The sequence below is a fragment of the Kribbella sp. VKM Ac-2571 genome, from assembly GCF_004362255.1.
Classification (GTDB): Bacteria; Actinomycetota; Actinomycetes; order Propionibacteriales; family Kribbellaceae; genus Kribbella; species Kribbella pratensis.
In genome coordinates this window covers 75936-97904 of sequence record NZ_SNWS01000023.1, presented here as the reverse complement: position 1 = coordinate 97904, position 21969 = coordinate 75936, and the positions used below count along the sequence as shown (strand labels likewise).

Annotated in this window: 17 protein-coding genes; 16 read left to right on the top strand and 1 reads right to left on the bottom strand. The window is 67.7% G+C overall.

The genetic code is table 11. From position 1 onward, the window contains the following. Nucleotides 1-173 precede the first annotated feature (173 nt). The 5 genes from EV651_RS36880 (at nucleotide 174) to EV651_RS36855 (ending at nucleotide 4772) form a co-directional block, all read left to right on the top strand. Entirely contained in the window at nucleotides 174-1346 is a 1173-nt protein-coding gene (locus EV651_RS36880; protein ID WP_133790056.1) for a zinc-dependent alcohol dehydrogenase, read from the top strand. 22 nt (nucleotides 1347-1368) lie between these two features. Continuing rightward, a complete protein-coding gene (locus EV651_RS36875; protein WP_133790055.1) occupies nucleotides 1369-2733 on the top strand; it encodes a serine/threonine protein kinase in 1365 nt (454 codons plus the stop codon). Nucleotides 2734-2838: 105 nt separating this feature from the next. Continuing rightward, nucleotides 2839-3327, top strand: coding sequence for a CinA family protein (locus EV651_RS36870; protein WP_133790053.1), 489 nt, complete (start codon nucleotides 2839-2841; stop codon nucleotides 3325-3327). A gap of 48 nt (nucleotides 3328-3375) precedes the next feature. Next, the gene (locus tag EV651_RS36865) at nucleotides 3376-4335 is read left to right on the top strand and encodes a TIGR03557 family F420-dependent LLM class oxidoreductase (RefSeq protein ID WP_238157435.1); all 960 of its coding nucleotides are present in this window, start codon (nucleotides 3376-3378) and stop codon (nucleotides 4333-4335) included. A 263-nt stretch (nucleotides 4336-4598) separates the two neighbouring features. Then, nucleotides 4599-4772, top strand: a complete 174-nt coding sequence (locus tag EV651_RS36855; protein ID WP_133790049.1) for a CsbD family protein — start codon at nucleotides 4599-4601, stop codon at nucleotides 4770-4772. Between the two features lie 86 nt (nucleotides 4773-4858). On the opposite strand, the gene ppdK is transcribed toward EV651_RS36855, so the two are convergent. Continuing rightward, nucleotides 4859-7573 (bottom strand): pyruvate, phosphate dikinase, encoded by a 2715-nt coding sequence (ppdK, locus tag EV651_RS36850; RefSeq protein ID WP_238157434.1) that lies wholly within the window; start codon nucleotides 7571-7573, stop codon nucleotides 4859-4861. Nucleotides 7574-7829: 256 nt separating this feature from the next. On the opposite strand from ppdK, the gene EV651_RS36845 reads away from it, so the two are divergent. The 11 genes from EV651_RS36845 to EV651_RS36800 all read left to right on the top strand — a co-directional run bounded on the left by EV651_RS36845 (nucleotide 7830) and on the right by EV651_RS36800 (nucleotide 21930). Next, the gene (locus EV651_RS36845) at nucleotides 7830-8897 is read left to right on the top strand and encodes a DUF3048 domain-containing protein (RefSeq protein ID WP_133790047.1); all 1068 of its coding nucleotides are present in this window, start codon (nucleotides 7830-7832) and stop codon (nucleotides 8895-8897) included. Nucleotides 8898-8945: 48 nt separating this feature from the next. Continuing rightward, nucleotides 8946-9122 (top strand): DUF6767 domain-containing protein, encoded by a 177-nt coding sequence (locus EV651_RS41675; protein WP_166658913.1) that lies wholly within the window; start codon nucleotides 8946-8948, stop codon nucleotides 9120-9122. 329 nt (nucleotides 9123-9451) lie between these two features. Next, nucleotides 9452-10576 (top strand): multiple monosaccharide ABC transporter substrate-binding protein, encoded by a 1125-nt coding sequence (gene chvE, locus EV651_RS36840; protein WP_238157433.1) that lies wholly within the window; start codon nucleotides 9452-9454, stop codon nucleotides 10574-10576. 102 nt (nucleotides 10577-10678) lie between these two features. Beyond that, entirely contained in the window at nucleotides 10679-12217 is a 1539-nt protein-coding gene (mmsA, locus tag EV651_RS36835) for a multiple monosaccharide ABC transporter ATP-binding protein (RefSeq protein ID WP_133790043.1), read from the top strand. After that, nucleotides 12214-13464, top strand: coding sequence for a multiple monosaccharide ABC transporter permease (mmsB, locus tag EV651_RS36830; protein ID WP_133790041.1), 1251 nt, complete (start codon nucleotides 12214-12216; stop codon nucleotides 13462-13464). The genes mmsA and mmsB overlap by 4 nt, the downstream gene beginning before the upstream one ends. Nucleotides 13465-13476: 12 nt before the next feature. Beyond that, a complete protein-coding gene (locus EV651_RS36825; protein ID WP_133790039.1) occupies nucleotides 13477-14568 on the top strand; it encodes a LacI family DNA-binding transcriptional regulator in 1092 nt (363 codons plus the stop codon). A 48-nt stretch (nucleotides 14569-14616) separates the two neighbouring features. After that, entirely contained in the window at nucleotides 14617-15600 is a 984-nt protein-coding gene (locus tag EV651_RS36820; protein WP_202870683.1) for a LacI family DNA-binding transcriptional regulator, read from the top strand. 119 nt (nucleotides 15601-15719) lie between these two features. Further along, nucleotides 15720-17384: a ribulokinase gene (araB, locus tag EV651_RS36815; protein WP_202870682.1), complete on the top strand. Its 1665-nt coding sequence runs from the start codon at nucleotides 15720-15722 to the stop codon at nucleotides 17382-17384. Further along, on the top strand, nucleotides 17381-18058 hold the full coding sequence (locus EV651_RS36810; RefSeq protein WP_133790035.1) for an L-ribulose-5-phosphate 4-epimerase: 678 nt from the start codon (nucleotides 17381-17383) through the stop codon (nucleotides 18056-18058). The genes araB and EV651_RS36810 overlap by 4 nt, the downstream gene beginning before the upstream one ends. 43 nt (nucleotides 18059-18101) lie before the next feature. Continuing rightward, nucleotides 18102-19613 (top strand): L-arabinose isomerase, encoded by a 1512-nt coding sequence (gene araA / locus EV651_RS36805; protein WP_370353983.1) that lies wholly within the window; start codon nucleotides 18102-18104, stop codon nucleotides 19611-19613. 970 nt (nucleotides 19614-20583) lie between these two features. Further along, on the top strand, nucleotides 20584-21930 hold the full coding sequence (locus tag EV651_RS36800) for a ferric reductase-like transmembrane domain-containing protein (RefSeq protein ID WP_166658912.1): 1347 nt from the start codon (nucleotides 20584-20586) through the stop codon (nucleotides 21928-21930). The last annotated feature ends 39 nt before the right edge of the window (nucleotides 21931-21969 follow it).

Below are 21969 nucleotides of genomic sequence, written 5' to 3'. Positions count from 1 at the left end.
TTTGATCGCGAGACAGAGGCCCAGCGAGAGCACCCACACGGCGATCCATTGTGACCGGACCGCCGCCTACCGAACAGCCTGCGCGGGACCCGACCCGTTTTCGAGGCCGACGACGCGGGCACCCGGCAAAGACGGGCGAAACGCTGATCGGAACCGGGACCGGAGGGGCGAAAGTGAAAGCGCTGACCTGGCAAGGCAAGCGGGACGTCGCGTACGGCGAGGTGCCCGACCCGATCATCCAGCAGCCGACCGATGCGATCATCAAGGTCACGTCGACCGGGATCTGCGGGTCCGATCTGCACCTGTACGAGGTGATGGCGCCGTACCTGGACGAAGGCGATGTGCTCGGCCACGAGCCGATCGGGATCGTCGCCGAGGTCGGTGCGGAAGTGACCGGCCTCGCGCCGGGGGACCGCGTCGTCGTACCGTTCCAGATCGCCTGCGGGCACTGCTTCATGTGTGATCAAGGCCTGCAGACGCAGTGCGAGACCACTCAGGTCCGCGATCAGGGGATGGGCGCGGCGCTCTTCGGCTACACCAAGCTCTACGGGCAGGTCCCGGGCGCGCAGGCGGAGTACCTACGCGTCCCGCAGGCGCAGTACGGGCCGATCAAGGTGCCGGAGGGGCCGCCGGACGACCGGTTCGTCTACCTGTCCGACGTACTGCCGACGGCCTGGCAGGCGGTCGAGTACGCCGACGTGGCGCCGGGCGGGACCGTCGTGGTGATCGGGCTCGGTCCGATCGGCGACATGGCTGCCCGGATCGCGATGCACCGCAGCTGTCGGGTGATCGGCATCGACCTGGTCGCGGAGCGGCTCGAACGCGCCCGGCGGAGCGGCGTCGAGACACTGGAGTACGCCGACGACGTGGCCGAGGTGGTCCGCGAGCTGACCGGCGGGCGCGGGGCCGACTCGGTGATCGATGCGGTGGGGATGGAGGCGCACGGATCGCCGGTCGCGAAATTCGGGCAGCAGTTGGCCGGGTTGCTGCCTGACAAGGTCCAGCAGAGGTTCATGGAGACGGCGGGAGTGGACCGGCTGGCAGCGCTGTACCTGGCGATCGACGTGGTCCGTCGCGGCGGCACGATCTCGTTGATCGGTGTCTACGGCGGGATGGCGGATCCGCTGCCGATGCTGACGATCTTCGACAAGCAGATCCAGTTGCGGATGGGGCAGGCCAACGTTCGCCGCTGGGTGGACCAGATTCTTCCGCTCCTCGGGAACGACGATCCGCTCGGCGTCGACGACTTCGCCACCCATCGCCTGCCGTTGTCGGACGGACCTGCGGCGTACGAGATGTTCCAGAAGAAGCAGGACGGCGCGGTCAAGATCCTTTTGGCTCCGTAGCCGGGTGGGTACCGGTAGCGGGATGTTGGCAGCAGGACGATACAGACTGGGCTCCGTCATCGGGCGGGGCGGAATGGGCGAGGTCTTCCGCGCGACCGATGAACAGCTGGGACGTCCGGTTGCGGTCAAGGTGCTGTTACCGTCCGATCGGGATCCGTGCGCGGCGGAGAGGTTCCACCGCGAGGCGCGCGCCGCGGCGAGGCTGAACGATCCGCATGTCGTGTCCGTGTACGACTTCGGCCATCACGACGACGGCTTCTTCCTGGTGATGGAACTGGTCGAAGGTCGTACGGTCGCCGACGAGTTGGCCGAGCACGGAGCGCTGCCGAAGGAGCGGGCGATCGACATCGTCGAGCAGGCGGCCGCGGGACTGGCCGCGGCACATCGTGAGTCCGTCGTGCATCGCGACGTGAAGCCGGGCAATCTTCTGCTGGCGGCGGACGGGACCGTCAAGGTCGCGGACTTCGGTATCGCTCAGCTTCCAGGAGATGGCGCGGCGACGCTGACGGCGTCCGGGCAGATCATCGGTAGCGCGCCGTACCTCGCGCCCGAGCGAGCCAGCGGCGGTCAGGCCGGCGAGCCGTCCGATGTGTACGCCTTGGGCTGTGTGCTTTACCAGTTGGTCACGGGGCAGCCACCGTTCACAGGGGAACATCCAGCGGCGATCCTCTACCAGCACGTCGACGCCGATCCCGAGCCGCCGAGTCTGCTCCGCCCCGAACTCGACGGACAGTTCGAGAACGTTCTGCTCGGCATGCTCGCCAAGGATCCCGGCGGCCGTCCGTCCGCTTCCGAGATCGCCGCCGGCGCGCTGCGTGCCGCGCCAGTCAGTACGTCAGTCGCCACACCTGTTGGTGCGCCTGTCGGCTCGCGGCTGAAGGTCTTGCTGGCCGCGGGAATCGCGGTCCTCGCCACCACCGGTGCCGTGCTCGCCGGACTCGTCCTGGACGACAGCGAGAAGAGATTGCCTCCGACAACCGACGTCGGTCCGCAACCGATCGTGACATCTGGTACGCCGGGAGCGCGCCCGACCGTGACCAGAACGTCAACCTCCACGACGCGACGTACCCCGTCAGGGGCGACGGGATCAGCTCCGGTGAGACAACAGGTGTCGCCGAGCACGTCTGCGGCCGCCACGACCTCGACCGAGCAGTCGCCGTCGAGCGCACCCACTCAAAGCAGCACGACACGAACGCCGCAAACGCCTGCGACCAGCGCATCCTCCTCGGCCCCGCCGACGACATCCGAGAGCCCGACACCTGACAGCCCGACATCTGGAAGCCCGACATCCGGCGGCCCGACATCTGGCTCCCCGACATCCGGCACACCGTCGCCGAGCTCCCAGGCCAACGCCACGCCATCGCCGACCGCAGCTGCTCAAGACTGAGCCCGCGGGAAATTCGCTCGATCGCACCGAACCAACTGCCTGCTGACGCGTAGCGTGGGTACCTGGCTTACCGAGAGACGATGCCGGACGGAGGAAATCGACGCCATGGCTGAGGCGGAGGCCGCAGACGAGGCCGTGACGATCGCGGACCGGGTAGCTCGTGCCGCTCGGGACCAGGGGCTGACGATCGCGGTCGCGGAGTCGTTGACGAGTGGTGCCATCGCCAGCCGTCTCGGAGCGGCGCCCGACGCCAGTTCCTGGTTCGCCGGCGGTGTTGTGGCGTACGCGTCGGAGGTCAAGTTCAAGGTGCTGGACGTCGTCCCAGGGCCCGTCGTGTCCGCGCGGTGCGCTGCGCAGATGGCGCGTGGTGCCGCACGGTTGATGGCTGCGGATCTTGCCGTCGCGGTGACGGGAGTCGGTGGCCCGGGGCCGGAGGAGGGCCGTCCTGCCGGGACAGTCTTTCTCGCCGTCAGCTCCGGCTCGGAAGAGCAAGTCCTCGAGCATCGTTTCGACGGCAGTCCGCGACGCGTGGTGGAGCTCGCGACGCTTGCCGCCCTACAGGCCCTGCTGACCGCACTGGAAGACGCCGGCTGACGCCCGCGAGCGGGTTTGCAGCTGGCCAAGGCTGGCTACCGGCCGGGAATGATGAAGCTGGGTTTCAAGTTGATCGCCGAGGCGTACGGACCGCGGGAGATCGTCGCGCAGGCGGTGCGGGCCGAGGAGGCCGGGTTCGACTTCGTCGAGGTGAGTGATCACTTTCATCCGTGGGTGAGCGAGCACGAGCATTCGGGTTTCGCGTTCTCGATGCTGGCGGCGATCGCTGCCCGTACGTCGTCTCTCGGTCTGGCGACCGGTGTGACGTGTCCGTTCATCCGGTATCACCCGGCGATCGTCGCGCAGGCCGCGGCGACCATCGCGATCCTGTCCGACGGGCGCTTCACGTTGGGAGTCGGCGCGGGAGAGCGGCTCAACGAGCACGTCGTCGGCGCCGGTTGGCCGGCGGCCGCCACGCGGCACGAGATGCTGCGTGAGTCGCTCGAGATCATCCGGCTGCTGTGGAGCGGCGGATATCACTCGTACGACGGGAAGCATCTGCGACTGGAGGACGCGCGTGTCTTCGACCTCCCCGATGAGCGGCCGGATATCGCGGTTGCGGCGGGTGGCCCGGAGGCGGCTCGGCTTGCCGGTGAGCTCGGTGACGCGTTGTTCGTGACCGAACCGCGTGCGGACCTGGTTGCGGCGTACGAAGAAGTCGGTGGGCGCGGCGCTCGTTATGCCGAGGTCCCGTTGGCGTGGGCGGAGTCGGACGATGACGCGGCGGAGTCGGCGCGGCGGTTGTTCCGGTTCGGTGTGACGGGCTGGAAGGTGCAGGCCGAGCTGCCGAATCCGGTGAACTTCGATGCCGCGACGGAGCTCGTTACCGCGGATCACATGCGTGACCAGTTCGGCTGCGGGCCTGACGTGGAGCGCCACCTGGAGATCGCGCGTCCGTTCGCCGACGCGGGTTATGACCGTCTGGCGCTGATCAACGCCGGACCGGACATGGACGGCTTCTTCGACTTCTTCACCAAGGAGCTCGGCCCCGCACTCCGCGCCCTCTGACAGCGCCCTCTGACAGCGCCCTCTGACACGGCCCGACGGACGGCATGGATCGGCGGGTCGGAGGGTACCGGTAGGGGACCGTCCAGCAGCGGGCGGGTGCTGACGGATCGCAGCGCTGGAGGCGGTTGTGATCACAGTTGGTGACGTGGACACGTACTACGACTACGACGAGCGTCAATGGAAGTATCGCCGCTTGGGCGGCGGCCCCGTTCGTTCGAAGCCGGTGTGTCCGCAGGCGAGAGAACAGATGACGGGAGAGATCGATGGGTCTCGGAGACAAGGCGAAGCACACCGCGGAAGCGGCGAAGGGCAAGATGAAGGAGAAGACCGGCGACGCGACTGACAATCGCGATCTGCAGGCCGAAGGGCAGGCGGAGAAGACCAAAGCCGACCTGAAGCAGGCCGGCGAGAAGGCAAAGGACGCCTTCAAGGACTGACCCCCGCAAGAACCCCCGGATCCCCACTCCCACGAGTGGGGATCCGCCGTGTGGCGTTCGACGTCCCCGAGCGTTCGTTGTCAGGGTCAGCGCGTGTCGCTGACGACCGAGTCCGTAGCCGCGGCGGCCCGGCCGGCTTCCAGCCGGGCGACGGGGATGCGGAACGGGGAGCAGGAGACGTAGTCCAGACCGGCTGCCGCGAAGAAGCCGATCGAGTCGGGATCTCCGCCGTGCTCACCGCAGACCCCGATCACCAGGTCCGGGTTCGCCGCCCGGCCTTCTGCCACGGCGAGCTCGACGAGCCGGCCGACGCCGATCCGGTCGATCGACTCGAACGGCGACACCGCGAACACGCCGGCGTCGAGGTAGCGGGGAAAGAACGATGCCTCGACGTCGTCGCGGCTGAACGCCCACGTGAGCTGAGTGAGGTCGTTCGTGCCGAACGAGAAGAAGTCGGCGGCCCGGGCGATCGGCCCGGCGTCGAGGGCAGCCCGCGGCACTTCGATCATCGTTCCGATCCGGGCCGCGACCGCGCTGCCGGTCTCGGCGGCCACCTCGGCCAGTACCTGCTCGAGCTCACGCCGTACGAGCGTCATCTCCTGCTCGCTCGCGACCAGAGGAACCATGATCTCGGGCCGCACCGTCAGGCCCTCCGCCGCCACCAGAGCCGCCGCCTCGGCGATCGCACGAGTCTGCAGGGCGAACAGGCCGGGAATGACGATGCCCAGCCGGACCCCGCGCAGCCCGAGCATCGGGTTGCTCTCGTGCATCCGCCGTACCGCGCCCAGGAGCCGCGCCGTGTCCTCCGCGACCCGGCCTCCCGCCTCGTCGAGGGCTACGCGGACGGACAACTCGGTCAGGTCCGGCAGGAACTCGTGCAGCGGCGGGTCGATCAGCCGGATGGTGACCGGCTGCCCGTCCATGGCCCGGAAGATGCCGGCGAAGTCGTCGCGTTGCAAGGGCAGCAGTCGGTCGAGCGCTGCTTGCTGGGCCTCCGGACCCTCGGCCAGGATCAACTGCTCGATCAGCGCACGCCGCTCACCGAGGAACATGTGCTCGGTGCGGCACAGGCCGATGCCCTCGGCACCGAACCGGCGAGCTCTCGCGGCGTCGTCCGGGGTGTCCGCGTTGGCGTGTACGCCGAGCGCACGGCGCTTGTCGGCGTGGCGCAGCAGTCGGTCCACGGCGTGCACCAGGTCGTCGGCTCCCGCCGGCACGGCGTCGCTTTCGAAGTACTCGACCACCGGGGACGGGACGACCGGGACCTCACCGCGGTAGACGAGGCCGGCCAGGCCGTCGAGGGACAACAGATCGCCTTCCTCGATGACCGTGCCGTCCGGCGCCACCGCGCGCCGTGCGACCGGGTCCACCTCCAGTGCGTCCACGCCACACACGCAGGTCTTACCCATGCCACGGGCCACCACCGCCGCGTGCGAGGTCTTTCCACCGCGAGTGGTGAGGATGCCGATCGAAGCGACCATGCCGGGCAGATCGTCGGGATTGGTCTCGCGTCGGACCAGGATCACCCGCTGACCCGAGCTCGCGAGCCGCTCGGCGGCCACGGAGTCGAAGGCGGCGACACCGACTGCCGCACCGGGCGAGGCAGCCACACCGCGAGCGAGGACCGGTACGTCGTGTCCGCGGTCGAAGCGTGGAAACATCAACTGGCCCAACTGGCTGCCGGTGACCCGCATCAGCGCCTCGTCGAGAGTGATCAGGCCCTCGTCGACAAGTTGGGCGGCGATGGTGAACGCGGCCGCAGGTGTCCGTTTGCCGACGCGAGTCTGGAGGATCCACAGCCGGCCACGTTCGATGGTGAACTCGATGTCGCACAGGTCGCGGTAATGACGTTCGAGCGTGGTCATCGCCGACAGCAGCCCGGCGTAGCTGTCCGGGTCGATCGACTCCAGGGCGGCCAGTGGGAACGTGTTGCGAACCCCTGCCACCACGTCTTCGCCCTGTGCGTCTTGCAGGTAGTCGCCATAGACGCCGACCGCCCCGGACGCGGGGTCACGGGTGAAAGCCACCCCGGTTCCGCTGTCCGCTCCGCGGTTGCCGAACACCATGGCCATCACGTTCACCGCGGTGCCGAGGTCGTCGGGGATGTGCTCCTGGCGCCGGTAGAGCGTGGCGCGAGGCGTCGACCAGGAGCGGAAGACGGCGCGGATCGCGAGGTCGAGCTGTTCACGCGGATCCTGCGGGAACGGGCGGCCGGAGTGCTCGGCGATGACGCCCTGGAGTGCGCCGCAGGCCTGCTCGATCGCGGCGGCCGGCAGTTCTTCGGGTGTGCGGACGTCCCATTCGGCGTACTGCGGCGCGAGTGCGGCCTGCAGCAGTTCGTCCGGGACGTCGAGCACCGTCCGCGCGTACATCTGCAACAGCCGGCGGTAGGAGTCCCACGCGAAATGCTCGTCGCCGGAGTGCTTCGCCAGGCCGTGCACCGACCGGTCGTTCAGGCCGATGTCGAGAATCGTCTCCATCATCCCCGGCATCGAGAACTTCCCACCGGACCGGACCGAGACCAGCAGCGGGTCGTCCGGGTCGCCCAGCGTCCGGCCCATCACCCGTTCGAGCCGGTTCAGGTGTTGGCTGACCTCGTCGTCGAGCCCGGCCGGGACGTCCTCGGTGGCCAGGTACTCGCGACACGCCGTGGTCGCGATCGTGAAGCCGGGCGGAACCGGCAGTGACATCCGGGTCATCTCGGCGAGGTTCGCGCCCTTGCCTCCCAGCAGGTCCTTCAGCTCCTTGTTGCCCTCAGCAAAGTCGAAGACATAGCGGGTGTTATGCGGCATGTCGGTCATGAGCCACCTCCGCTACCACACTCGCGGAGCCCCTGCGCGTCGGGCAGGGCCGAAAGCCTCTGATCAGCCGAGTCCGTTCGTCCCCTGTGCAGCCCGGGACCCGGTTCGGTGTGGCTGCTCAGCGGGGCACAGCGCCGGTTGAGTTACCGGTGAAGTTGGGGGCCCGGCGCTGAGCCGGAGCGCCTAGGGCCGTTGGACCGGCTCGGCGGGACTTTGGCCTGTGCCCGCGCTGAGCACCGGTCGCGACGATCGAGATATGAGAATTGGCCACTGGTTCGCGAGCCGTCGAGGGCGGCTCGTGTCGGGCGCCGTACTCGTCGTCGCCTTGATTGCCGCCGCCGTCGGGTTCGTCGCCTGGCGGGGGGACGGGGAGCCGGGTACGCCGGCCGCGCCGACGCCTACGTCGAAGGGTCCGGCGAGCCGGGGCGGGAGAGCTCCGCTCACGGGCCTGCCGGCCGCAGCGTCGCTGGATCACCCGGCGATCACCGTGAAGGTGTCGAATACACCGGATGCGCATCCGCAGCGTGGGATCGGCGATGCCGACATCGTCTTCGTCGAGCCGATCACCGCAGGGACCACCCGGCTCGCGGCGATCTTCCATTCCAAGCTGCCGGCCCAGGTCGGCCCGGTGCGATCGCTCCGTCCCATGGACGCGGCGTTGATCGGACCGACCAAGGGCATCATCGCCGACACGATGGCGGATCGGTGGGTGATGGAGTACGTCGATCGGGTCGCCGATCTCGACAATCTCGGCACCCTGCGCGTGCCCGCCGGGACCTATCGCCTCGATGACACCAGACCCGCGCCGAACCACGTCTTCGCTCGCCCCGGCAAGCTTCTGGAGCTGAGTGACCGGAAGACTGCGCCGACGCCGTACTTCAGTTATTCGGCAGACCTGGAGCAGTCGACAGCGCAGCGCGCCGGCAGCCCTGCGTCCTCGGTGACGATCGGGTACGGCGGTTCCGCGACCGCGACCTGGACCTACGTCCAGGGGTCGCATCGCTGGGCCCGGGCGGAGAAGTGGTCGCCGCACCTCATGGAGAACGGTACTCAGGTGACGGCCGACAACGTCGTCGTACTGACCGCCGGCCGTGACACCAGCTTCCCGAAAGCCAAGCCCACGATGACGATTCTGGATGTGTTCGACGCCTCCGGAACCCTGAGGCTGTTCACCGGCGACAAGGTCGTGAGCGGACGTTGGGTCAAGGGCGCGGTGAACGAGCCCTTCAAGTTCACCACCTTGGACGGAAGACGGCTCGAGCTCACGCCGGGTACTACCTGGGTGGAGTGCGCCCTCACCAGCATGCCCGTCCAGACGAGGTAGTTCTGTCGTTCCACAGCGGAACGTTCGTCGTATCGAAAGGATCCTTGGATGGCGGAGCGCCGCGGTCCGGCGCAGGCGAAGTGCCCGATCCGGCCCGGAGATCCATGTTCGCTGTGTGTGCCGGGCGCCAGCGGGCCACAGGACTGTCCGCTGGTCTACCTGGTGATGTCCGACCCAGCACTGCGGGCCGAACTCCACGCTTGGAGCAGCAAGCGCCCCCGCTGATCTCGGGCGAGCACAACATGATCTTGCTCGGGCTGGTGAGTATGTTTCAGTTGTTAACGTGTCCATTGATGGGTGAAGATTTTCCCCGGTCCGGTATGAGGGTCTCGGGGATCGGCTGTAATGCCTCCGAGGATCGCGCTGTGCGCGGAATGCCCTTTCCAGGAACGATGTTCGTCGATGCGTCGCCAAGGTCCGGTTGATCGCCGTTACGAGACCGTGACGCGCGGATGTCTGGTTGATGTCTTGACCAACCGGAATGTGAGCGCAAACATGTGAGCGCTAACAATCCGATCGGGCACTGGAGGGGAAGAGTTGTGAAGAAGAGGTTTGTGGCCACTCTGAGCGGGGCCTTGCTGGTGCTCGGTCTCGCGGCGTGCGGCGGACAAGGAGCAGGCGGGACCACCGACACCGCGAGTCAGCAGCCCAAGGACCTGACCATCGGGGTGTCGATGCCGACGCAGACGTCGGAGCGCTGGATCGCCGACGGCAAGGCGGTGAAGGAGAAGCTCGAGGCGAAGGGATACAAGGTCGATCTGCAGTACGCCAACGACGACATCCCGACCCAGTCGCAGCAGGTGGACCAGATGATCACCCAGGGCGCCGACGTGCTGGTGATCGCCGCCATCGACGGCACCGCGCTCAGCAGCCAGTTGCAGGCAGCGGCCGACAAGAAGATCCCGGTGATCGCGTACGACCGGCTCATCCGCGGCAGCCAGAACGTCGACTTCTACGTCAGTTTCGACAACTACAAGGTCGGCGTCGCCCAGGCCAAGTCACTTCTTCGCGGGCTGGGCCTGGAGAACGCGGACGGCTCGAAGGGCACCAAGACCGGGCCGCTCAACATCGAGGTCTTCGCCGGTTCGCTGGACGACAACAACACGCACTTCTTCTTCCAGGGCGCCATGGACACCCTGAAGCCGTACATCGACAACGGCACGCTGGTGGTCAAGTCGAAGCAGACCAAGCTCGAGCAGGTCGCGATCCTGCGCTGGCAGCAGGAGGCCGCGCAGAAGCGGATGGAGAACCTGCTGACCTCGAGCTACAACGACGGCGCCAAGGTGGCCGGCGTGCTCTCGCCGTACGACGGCATTTCGCGCGGCATCATCACCGCGTTGCAGAACGTCGGCTACGGTACGGCGGCCAACCCGATGCCGGCGATCACCGGTCAGGACGCGGAGATCGCGTCGGTCAAGCTGATCAATACCGGTGTCCAGAGCTCCACGATCTTCAAGGACACCCGGTTGCTGGCCGATCAGGCCGTCAACGCGTCGGTGGCGTTCCTGGAGAAGAAGCAGCCGGAGGCGAACGACACCAAGTCGTACGACAACGGCGTGAAGGTGGTCCCGGCGTACCTGCTGCCGATCCAGACCGTCTTCAAGCAGGACATCCAGAAGCAGCTCGTCGACTCCGGTTACTACACGGCCGCCGAGGTCGCCGCCGGTCAGGCGAAGTGAAGCCCGGCCGGGGCCCGGCGGGATGCGAACCGCCGGGCCCCGGCCGTGATCCGACGTGGACGGTGTCGATGGTGTGGACGGTGTGGACGTGAAGGAGGCTGAATGAACGACGTGCTGCTCGAGATGCGGGGAATCACCAAGCGTTTCCCCGGTGTCACGGCTCTCGAGGACGTGTCACTCGCCGTACGGCGTGGGGAGATCCACGCGATCTGTGGCGAGAACGGTGCCGGCAAGTCGACCCTGATGAAAGTGCTGTCCGGCGTCTACCCGACCGGTAGCTACGAGGGCGAGATCAGGTTCGACGGAAAACCCGTGCACTTCGGTGGCATCCGTGACAGCGAGGCGGTCGGGATCGTCATCATCCATCAGGAGCTGGCCCTCGTGCCCTACCTGTCGATCGCGGAGAACATCTTTCTCGGCAACGAACGCCGCGGCCGCGGCGGGCTGATCGACTGGAACCGGGCCAACGCCGAGGCGCGCGAACTGCTGGCGTCGGTCGGGCTGGACGAGAACCCGGTGTCGCCGGTGATCCAGCTCGGAGTCGGCAAGCAGCAGTTGGTCGAGATCGCCAAGGCCCTGTCCAAGGAGGTCCGGCTGCTGATCCTCGACGAGCCGACCGCCGCGCTCAACGACGTGGACTCGGCACATCTGCTCGAGCTGCTCCGCCGGCTCCGGGACCGGGGGATCACCTGCATCATGATCTCCCACAAACTCAGCGAGATCACGGCGATCGCCGACTCCACCACGGTGATCCGGGACGGCCAGACGGTCGAGACCCTCGACATGAGCTCCGGGGACGTGACCCAGCAGCGGATCATCCGCGGCATGGTCGGACGCGACATCGACAGCTTCTATCCGGACCGGGTCTCCGAGCCGGGGCCTGAGGTGCTGCGGATCGAGAACTGGACGGCGTGGCATCCGGTCCAGCAGCGCAAGGTCGTCGACGGAGCCTCCCTCAACGTGCGGGCCGGCGAGGTCGTCGGCATCGCCGGACTGATGGGCGCGGGACGCACCGAACTCGCGATGAGTGTCTTCGGGCGCTCGTACGGACGCAATATCAGCGGCCGGCTGTACCTGCACGGCAAGGAGGTCCGGGCCCGGACCGTGGCCGAGGCGATCTCCAACGGCATCGCCTACGCCACCGAGGACCGCAAGCGGTACGGGCTGAACCTGATCGCCGACGTCCGGGCCAATGTCTCCGCCGCGGCACTCGGCAAGCTGGCCCGGGCCGGCTGGATCAACGGCAACGAGGAGATCAAGGTCGCCGAGCAGGGCCGGCGCGACATGAACATCAAGACGCGCACCGTGCTGGACACCGTCGGCACCCTGTCCGGGGGTAACCAGCAGAAGGTCGTGCTGTCCAAATGGCTCTTCACGGATCCGGACGTGCTCATCCTGGACGAGCCCACGCGCGGTATCGACGTCGGAGCCAAGTTCGAGATCTACACGATCATCAACCGGCTCGTGGCCCAGGGGAAGGCGGTCATCGTCATCTCCTCCGAACTCCCTGAACTGTTGGGGATGTGCGACCGGATCTACACGTTGTCGGCCGGACGGATCACTGGTGAGTTGCCGGTCGGCCAGGCCACTCAGGAAGACCTCATGGCGCTCATGACGATGGAGAAGGAGCTCGCCGGATGACCAGCACCGAACCAACCGCTCGGCCGAAGGACGCACCGGCGGAGAGCGCCCCCGCCGCCGCGCTGCACGTCGGCACCAGCGATCCGCTCACCTTGCTGACGCGCAACCTGCGGCAGAGCGGTATCTACATCGCGTTCGTCGTGATCGTGGCGCTGTTCGCGTTCCTGACCGACGGTGTCCTGCTCAGCCCGGGCAACATCACCAACATCGTGCTCCAGTACTCCTACATCCTGGTGCTCGCGATCGGCATGGTGATCCTGATCATCGCCGGGCATATCGACCTGTCGGTCGGATCGATCGTCGCGTTGACGGGCGCGGTGTCCGCCGTACTGGTCATCCAGCACGGACAACCGTGGTGGGTCGGCGTGGTCGCGGCCGTCGCGGTGGGTGTCGCGGTCGGAGCCTGGCACGGCTTCTGGGTGGCGTACGTCGGTATGCCTGCGTTCATCGTGACGCTGGCCGGCATGTTGCTGTTCCGGGGCCTGACGTTGCAGGTACTGGACAACGTCTCCTTGTCGCCGTTCCCGGCCGACTACCAGAAGGTCGCCAGCGGCTTCCTGAACGGCCTGATGGGCGGGCAGGGGTACGACGCGTTCACGCTGCTCGTCGCCGCGATCGCGGTCGCCGGGTATGCGGTCAGCGTGTTCCGGACCCGGCTGGCGCGGATCCGCTACCAGCAGCCGGTGGAGTCGTTCCCGCTGTTCGTGGCTCGCGTGCTGGTGGTCGCCGCGGTCGTCATGTACTTCGCCTGGCAGCTGGCCCACGCCCGCGGTCTGCCGATCGTCCTGATCATTCTGGCCGTCCTCGTGATCGCCTACGGACTGATGACGAACAACACCGTCTTCGGCCGCCAGGTCTACGCGATCGGTGGCAACCTGTCGGCCGCGATGCTGTCCGGTGTGAAGGTCCGCAAGGTCAACTTCTGGATCTTCGTGAACATGGGATTCCTGGCCGGGATCGCCGGCGTCATCTACTCGTCGCGGTCCAACGGCGCCCAGCCGGCGGCCGGCAACATGTTCGAACTCGACGCCATCGCCGCGGCGTTCATCGGCGGCGCCGCCGTCGCGGGTGGCGTCGGCACCGTGGTCGGGGCGATGGTCGGCGGTCTCATCATGGCGGTGATGAGCAACGGTATGCAGTTGATGGGTGTCGACCAGTCGACGCAGTCGGTCGTCAAGGGCCTGGTGCTGCTGCTGGCCGTTGCCTTCGACATCTACAACAAGCGCCGCGCCGGCGCCTCCCGCTGACGAAGGAGCCCTATGGATCGCCCCGTGGTGGGTTCGGGACCAGCAGATCTCGGGGCGACCCGCTCCCTCGGTATGGCGGACGTCGCCGCCCGCGCCGGGGTTTCGCACCAGACGGTGTCGAGGGTGGTCAACGCGCAGCCGAACGTGTCTGCCGCGACCCGCAAGAAGGTGCTGGACGCGATCGCCGAGCTCGGCTACCGGCCCAACAGCGCGGCCCGGGCCCTGGTGACCGGATCGTCGCGCACGATCGGCCTGGCGATCGCCAACGTGAGCCAGTACGGCCCCGCCCAGACCTTGCTGGGTCTGGAACATGCGGCGCGCGAGGCCGGCTACTTCCTGACCGTGTCGGTGCTCGACGACGACAGCCCCGGCAATCTGATCGAGGCTGTCGGGCGGTTGGCGACGCAGTCCGTCGACGCCATTGTTGCGTTGAGCACCTATGAGGGTGCTGTTCGCGCCTTGCCCGTGGTGAACCCGAGGGTGCCGCTGATCACCGTCCAGGCGGAGCGTGGTGGGCAGGACCTCGGGGTCTGGGTCGACCAGGAGACCGGCGCCGCACTCGCCACCAAGCATCTGCTCGACCTCGGGCACCGCACTGTGCATCACGTGAGAGGGCCGGCCAACGCTCTCGAGGCCGATGCCCGGCAGCGTCGCTGGCGGATCGAGCTCGAGTCGGTCGGCGCTCCTGTGCCCCCTGTGCTGCACGGTGACTGGTGGCCGCCGACCGGTTACCTGGCTGGCCGCGAGCTGATCGCACGTCGTCGCGGGGGAGAGGAGGTCACAGCCGTCTTCGTCGCCAACGATCAGATGGCCCTGGGGCTGCTCAGCGCGTTCGACGAAGCTGGGATCCGGGTTCCGGACGACATCAGTGTCGTCGGCTTCGACGACGTCCCCGAGGCGCCGTACTACGCTCCGCCCCTGACGACAGTTCGGCAGGACTTCGCCGAACTGGGCCGGCGCGTCGTCCAGACGGTCCTCGCGCGCATCGGCGGTACGTCGGTCCAGCCCGAGCCGGTTCAACCGCGTCTGATGGTCCGCAGTACGACCGCCCCGCCGCAGGACGCTCGGCCGGCCGTCCGGGGATCAGCGGCGCCGCGCACCTAGTATTTCCTCATGGCGAGAGCGAGCGAGGGGCTTGGGCGAGCTCCGAGCATGACCGATGTGGCCGCCGCGGCAGGCGTCTCGCACCAGACGGTCTCCCGGGTGCTGAACGGATCGGAGCTGGTGCGGGACGAGACCCGCACCCGCGTGCTCGCGGCGATCGCCGAGTTGGGCTACCGGCGCAACAACGCGGCCCGGATGCTCGTGACGAACAGGTCGCATCGCATCGGGATGATCTCGGCTCATCTGGTGCTGCACGGGCCGAGCATGATCGCTGTGTCGGTGCAGGATGCCGGGCACAAGGCGGGGTACGACGTCTCGCTCGTCGCGGTCGAGGACTTCACGGCGCAGTCGCTCCGGGAGGCCGTCGATCGCCTGCTCGACGAGGCGGTCGAGGCGATCGTCGTGGCCGTGGCCCATCGCGAGGCGCTCGAGCAGGTGAGGTCCCTCGAGATGCCCGTCCCCCTGGTCGTCGTCCAAGGGGTCAGCGACGGGCAGCGGATGGCGGTGGGAATCGACCAGGAGGCCGGTGCCTGCCTGGCGGTGGAGCATCTGCTCGACCTCGGCCACCGTCACGTCGCCCATGTCACCGGGCCGCTGGAGTGGGTGGAGGCCGGCCAGCGGCGTGCGGGCTGGCGGATCGCGCACGAGCAGCGTCATGTGCTGCCCGGACCGGAGCTCTCCGGCGACTGGTCGGCGGAGAGCGGGTACAAGGCCGGTCTGCGGATCGCGGCGGATCCGGACGTGACGGCGGTCTTCGTGGCCAACGACGGGATGGCCATCGGGCTGACGTACGCCTTGCACGAGAAGGGCCGTGACGTCCCGGGAGAGATCAGCGTCGTCGGCTTCGACAACGTGCCCGAGGCGCGGTACCTCTGGCCGGCTCTCACGACCGTCGACCAGGAGTTCTCCCTGCTCGGCCGGCGCGCCGTCGAGCTGACCCTGCGGGCGCTCGGCGGTGAGGTCGATCCGTCGGCCGAGCTGATCCGCCCGGCACTCGTCGTACGCGACTCCACGGCACCACCGCGGTACTGACCGTTAACGCTAACAGGCGCTGTCCGGATGGTTGTTACCGTTCTTGACAAGCTAGAATGTTAGCGTTCACAATCTCGGCACTGATGCTGTTCCTGCACATCATCAGAGAGGATCTGTGCATGAGCCCCGAAGACCAGTACGTGGTCGGAGTCGACTTCGGTACGTTGTCCGGCCGCGCTGTTGTCGTTCGCGTGAGTGACGGGGCCGAGCTCGGTACCGGCGTCCACGAGTACGCGCACGCGGTGATCGACGACCGGCTGCCGGCGACCGGTCTGCGGTTGCCGCCGGAGTGGGCCCTGCAGGTCCCCGACGACTACCGCGAGGTGCTCAGGACCGCCGTCCCCGCGGCGATCGCCGCGTCCGGGATCGACCCGGCGCGAGTGATCGGAATCGCTACCGACTTCACCGCCTGCACGATGGTTCCGTGCCTCGCCGACGGTACGCCGCTGAACGAGGCAGACGGGTTCGCCGACCGACCGCACGCGTACGTCAAGCTGTGGAAGCACCACGCCGCGCAGTCGCAGGCCGACCGCATCAACGAACTCGCCCGCGAGCGGGGAGAGGACTGGCTGCCGAGGTACGGCGGATTGATCTCGTCGGAGTGGGAGTTCGCCAAAGCGCTGCAGATGTTCGAGGAGGACCGCCCGCTCTACGACCGGATGGATCGGTGGGTCGAGGCGGCCGACTGGATCGTGTGGCAGTTGTGCGGGCGCTACGTCCGCAACGCCTGCACCGCGGGTTACAAGGGCATCCTGCAGGACGGCCGGTATCCGTCGACGGACTTCCTCGAGGGCCTCGCGCCCGGCTTCGGGGCCTTCGTCGCGGACAAACTGGAGCACCCGATCGGGCAGCTCGGCTCCGCGGCCGGACCGTTGACTGCCGAGGCAGCTGCGTGGACCGGGCTTCCTGAAGGTATCGCGGTCGCCGTCGGGAACGTCGATGCGCACGTGACAGCGCCCGCGGCGCAGGCAGTGGACGCGGGGCAGATGGTCGCCATCATGGGTACGTCGACGTGTCACGTGATGAGCGCGGACGCGCTACGTGAGGTGCCCGGCATGTGCGGTGTTGTCGATGGCGGCATCATCGCGGGCAGCTGGGGCTACGAGGCCGGCCAGAGCGGCGTCGGCGACATCTTCGGCTGGTACGTCGACAACGCCGTACCGCCGTCGTACCACGAAGCTGCTGCCGCCGCGGGGGAGTCGTTGCACGAGCACCTGACGAGGCTCGCGGCCGATCAGGCGGTGGCCGAGCACGGGCTCGTCGCGCTCGACTGGCACAGCGGCAACCGGTCGGTGCTCGTCGACCACGAACTCTCCGGACTGGTCGTCGGCCAGACGCTGGCGACCCGCCCCGAGGACGGCTACCGCGCCCTGCTCGAGGCGACCGCGTTCGGTACCCGCGTCATCGTCGAGACGTTCGCGAACAGCGGCGTACCGGTGAAGGAGTTGATCATCGCCGGCGGGCTCGCGAAGAACGCCCTGCTGATGCAGATCTACGCCGACGTCACCAGGCTTCCGCTGTCGATCATCGATTCCGAACAGGGGCCGGCGCTGGGTTCGGCCATCCACGCGGCGGTCGCCGCGGGTGCCTATTCCGACGTCCCGACGGCGGCCAAGAGCATGGGCAAGGTGCGGCGCGGCGTGCACCTCCCGGACGAGGAACGGGCCAAGGCGTACGACGAGCTGTTCGAGCTGTACCTCGAGCTGCACGACCACTTCGGGCGGGACACCAAGTTGATGCGGAAGTTGAAAGCGATCCGGCGCAGGGCGGTGGAGGCCAAGTGAGCGCGATCGCGGATGTAGCCGACACTCTCACCCGGCTGCGGGCCGAGGTGTGTCAGCTGCATGCGCATCTGCCTGCCTACGGGCTGGTGGTGTGGACGGCGGGCAACGTCTCCGCCCGGGTCCCCGGGCACGACCTCATGGTGATCAAGCCGAGCGGGGTCGCCTACGACGAGCTGACACCGCAGAACATGGTCGTCTGCGACCTCGACGGCAAGGTCGTCGACGGTGAGCACGCGCCGTCCTCGGACACCGAGGCCCAGGCCTACGTCTACCGGGAGATGCCGGACGTCGGCGGCGTGGTGCACACCCATTCGCCGTACGCCGTCGCGTGGGCCGCGCGCGGTGAAGCGATCCCGTGCGTCACGACGATGTGCGCCGACGAGTTCGGCGGCTCGATCCCGGTGGGGCCGTTCGCGATCATCGGGGACGACTCGATCGGCCGCGGCATCGTCGAGACGCTCCGCGGCTCGCGCTCGCCCGCCGTCCTGATGCAGAACCACGGTGTCTTCACCATCGGGTCGACCGCCAAGGCCGCGGTCAAGGCGGCTGTCATGTGTGAGGACGTCGCCCGCACGGTGCACCTCGCCCGGCAACTCGGCGAGCCGATCCCCATCGACCAGTCGTACGTCGACCAGCTCTTCGACCGCTACCAGAACGTCTACGGACAACGATGACCGCTGCTCTTTGCTGGTCAGATCCCGGAAGGACCGCATGACTGTGAACACCACTGAGACCGCTCGCGAGGTCTGGTTCCTGACCGGCAGCCAGGGTCTGTACGGCCCTGGCACCCTCGAGCAGGTCGCCGAACAGTCTCAGGCGGTTGCCAAGCGTCTCGCCGACGCCGGCCTGCCCGTGGAGATCGCGTGGAAGCCGGTGCTGCTCGACGCCGATGCGATCCGCCGGCAGATGCTCGCGGCGAACAGCGCGCCGGAGTGCGTCGGCGTCATCGCGTGGATGCACACCTTCTCGCCGGCGAAGATGTGGATCGCCGGACTCGACGCGCTCCGCAAACCGCTGCTGCACCTGCACACGCAGGCCAATGTCGCGTTGCCTTGGTCAACGATCGACATGGACTTCATGAACCTCAACCAGGCTGCGCACGGCGACCGCGAGTTCGGCTACATCCAGTCGAGGCTGCAGGTGCCGCGCAAGACCGTGGCCGGGCATGTCGAGTCTGCTTCCGTCCAGCAGCGGGTCGGGCACTGGGCTCGTGCGGCGCTCGGCGTCGCCGAACTTCGTTCGCTCAAGCTCGCGCGCTTCGGCGACAACATGCGCGACGTCGCCGTGACCGAGGGAGACAAGGTCGAGGCGCAGTTGCGGTTCGGCGTATCGGTCAACACCTACAGCGTCAACGAGCTCGTTGCAGCGGTCGACGGCGTCACCGGTGACGAGGTCTCCACTTTGGTGGACGAGTACGTCGACACGTACGCCGTCGTACCCGAACTGCTGCCTGGCGGCGAGCGGCACGAGTCGCTGCGCTACGGGGCACAGATCGAGCTGGGCCTGCGATCGTTCCTGACCGACGGCGGGTTCGGAGCGTTCACCTCCAACTTCGAGGATCTGGGCGGACTCCGCCAACTGCCTGGTCTGGCCGTGCAGCGGCTGATGGCCGACGGCTACGGGTTCGGCGGTGAAGGGGACTGGAAGACCTCGGTGCTGCTGCGTGCCAGCAAGGCGATGGCCGACGGGCTGCCGGGCGGTACGTCGTTCATGGAGGACTACACGTACCACCTGGTGCCGGGGGAGGAGAAGATCCTCGGCGCCCACATGCTCGAGGTGTGCCCGTCGCTCACGTCGGCCCGCCCGTCGCTGGAGATCCACCCGCTCTCGATCGGCGGCCGCGAGGATCCGGTCCGGCTGCGCTTCACCGCCGACCCGGGAGACGGTGTCGTGGTCGGGATCGCCGACCTGGGCGACCGCTTCCGGCTCACGGCCAACGTCGTACACCTCGTCGAGCCGGACGAGGCGCTCCCGCGGCTCCCTGTCGCCTGCGCGGTCTGGAAGCCCGAGCCGTCCCTGTCCACCTCGGCCGAGTCGTGGTTGGTCGCCGGGGCACCGCATCACACGGTCCTGACGACCGCCCTCGACCGGGAGGTCTACGAAGACTTCGCCGACATGCTTTCCGTCGAGCTGGCCGTCATCGACGCGTCGACCACCGTGCGCGAGTTCCAGCGCGAACTCCACTGGAACGACGTCTACCACCGCCTCAGCAGAGCCGGCACCCGCTGACGCCTGGCTCATCCTGGATCGATGATCTCAAGCAACAAGAGGGGTGCCGATTCAGTCGTCGTGGTGGTGATCCGCCGACAGGACGGGCGGCGGACGGTAGCCGAACGATCCCAGAAGGTCCGACTCGGTCCGGCTGGGCTGCCAGTTGCCGCTTCGCTGAGTGTCGGCGACCCTCTCGAACGCCCTTTGAATCAGGGCCTCGGCCGCAGCGGTGTTACCGGTTGAGAGCTGAGTGGCGGCCTGGTCGAGGTTAGCCGCGGCTGATCGAAGCTCGTCCAGGGCCACGGCTCGCGCGTCGTTTCCTAGAAGGTCGGCGAGGTGATGGAGCTGACTCGCCCGGCTGGTTGCCGCCGCGGTGGGGCGGGCAGGTGTGACCGGAGCAACCGGAAGGCGTGACTTCGCCGCGGTGGTCGTGGGGCGCGGCGTTGCTTGACCACGGCTCGGGCGCCGGGGGGTTGTCTTCGAGATCGGTCGTGTCGGTGGTGCGGCTTTGGGGGCCGTCCGACCAGCTCGCGCCTGCGGTGCTGACAACGCGGTGTTCGACTGGTCGCCGTCCGTGCCGAACAGGACCGCACCTGCGACCGCCACGGCGATTGCACTGAGCACCGTTCCGGCGCCTGTCAGCCGCCGGGCCCGAGCCCGAATCCGTCGCCGGCGAAGTGCCCGTGGAGCGACTGCACTCGATGTCCGGACAGTTGTGCCGTTGCGATCCAGGAGAGCCTGGACGTCGTATCTCCCCGTGAGCTGCTGGTCGCTCACTCATGCCTCCGTCTGTAGGGCACGGAAGTTAGCAGGTCACAGGTTGGTAACGCAAGCCGTCGTGACGGCGCTGACGCGCCTGTTCTGACGGATTCGTAAGGCGTGTGCAAAGCCGGACGAGCTATGGCTTCGCCAGTCGACGCGACGGATCGTGATGTGTACCTTCGTCTCTATTTCATCTGGGGCCCAACCGGTCAGGAGCTGTCACCGGATGTCTTCTCGGTCTGCGCCGATGCGAATGTACGGGTTGGCCGCGAGGTTGCGCTGGTTCGCCGCGTACCTGGCCATCCTGCTGCTTCCGTTCTTTCTGACCTGGCTGGTCCTGCACGACAGCCACATCAGGTCGGGTGAGGGACTGGCCCTGAGTGCGGGCATCGTGGGGTTCTCCGCACTCGCAGTCGCCGTGGTGCTTCCAGCTCGGCTCCATCGACTCGTCGCGACGTTCGGTATCGAGACCGTGCTGCGGATCCATCGCGTGATCGCGATGCTGGCCGGCGGCCTGGTCCTCCTTCACGCGGTCGTCGTGCTGTTCGTGGATCCGCGCGGTCTGCGGATCCTCGAGCTCTGGCATACGACGTGGGCGGCTCGGGCCGCGACGGCATCGACTGTCGCGCTGGTCTTGATGATCGGACTGGCAGTACGCCGGCGCCGTCGCCAGCCGCGCTACGAGGGCTGGCGATTGGTGCACAACGGTCTTGCGGCGTTCGTGCTGACCACGGCATGGCTGCACGTGTGGTGGCTCGCGCACCTCGTCCGCCATCCACTGCTGGGCGGGTGGTTCATCGCAATCGGCGCCCTGGCCGCCGGTCTCGCCGTACGCCGATGGATCTGGCTGCCGCTGCGGGCACGCCGCAACGCGTACAGCGTCGAGATGGTTCGCACGGAGCCCGGCGACGCTGTGACGCTCGTACTGCGTGCCGACCACCACCACGGTATGGAGTTCCATGCCGGGCAGTTCGCGTGGATCAAGATCGGTTCTTCGCCGTTCGTGTTCGAGGAGCATCCGTTCAGCGTGGCGTCGAGCGCTGAACATCCCGAGCGGATCGAGTTCACGATCAAGGCGCTAGGGGATTTCACCGAGTTGGTGAGTGCATTGCGGCCTGGTCGACGGGTCTTCCTCGACGGTCCGTACGGCGGGTTCACGATCGAGGGACACGGCGCCTCCGAGGGATTCGTGATGATAGCCGGCGGGGTGGGTATCACTCCGCTGCTGAGCATGCTGCGTACTCTCGCCGATCGCGGCGACACCCGGCGGCACCGACTGATCGTCGGAGCCCGGACCGAGGATCGGATCCTCCTGGGCCAACAGGTCGACGAGTTGCGCGGCAGAATGAACCTGAAGGTGATCGAGGTCGTGGAGACCCCGGACGCAGGGTGGCACGGTGAGGTCGGACGGATCGACCTCGAGCTGCTGTCCCGGGTTCTGCCACGACGTGCGCGGCACCTGGAGTACTTCCTGTGCGGTCCACCGACGATGGTGGCCGGAATCTGTCAGGACCTGCGGGACCTCGGAGTCCCAGTGCGCCGTATCCACACGGAGCTGTTCAGCTCCGTCTGACCCATGACGAGTTTGTGTCGCCGGTCCGCCGGCGGACGC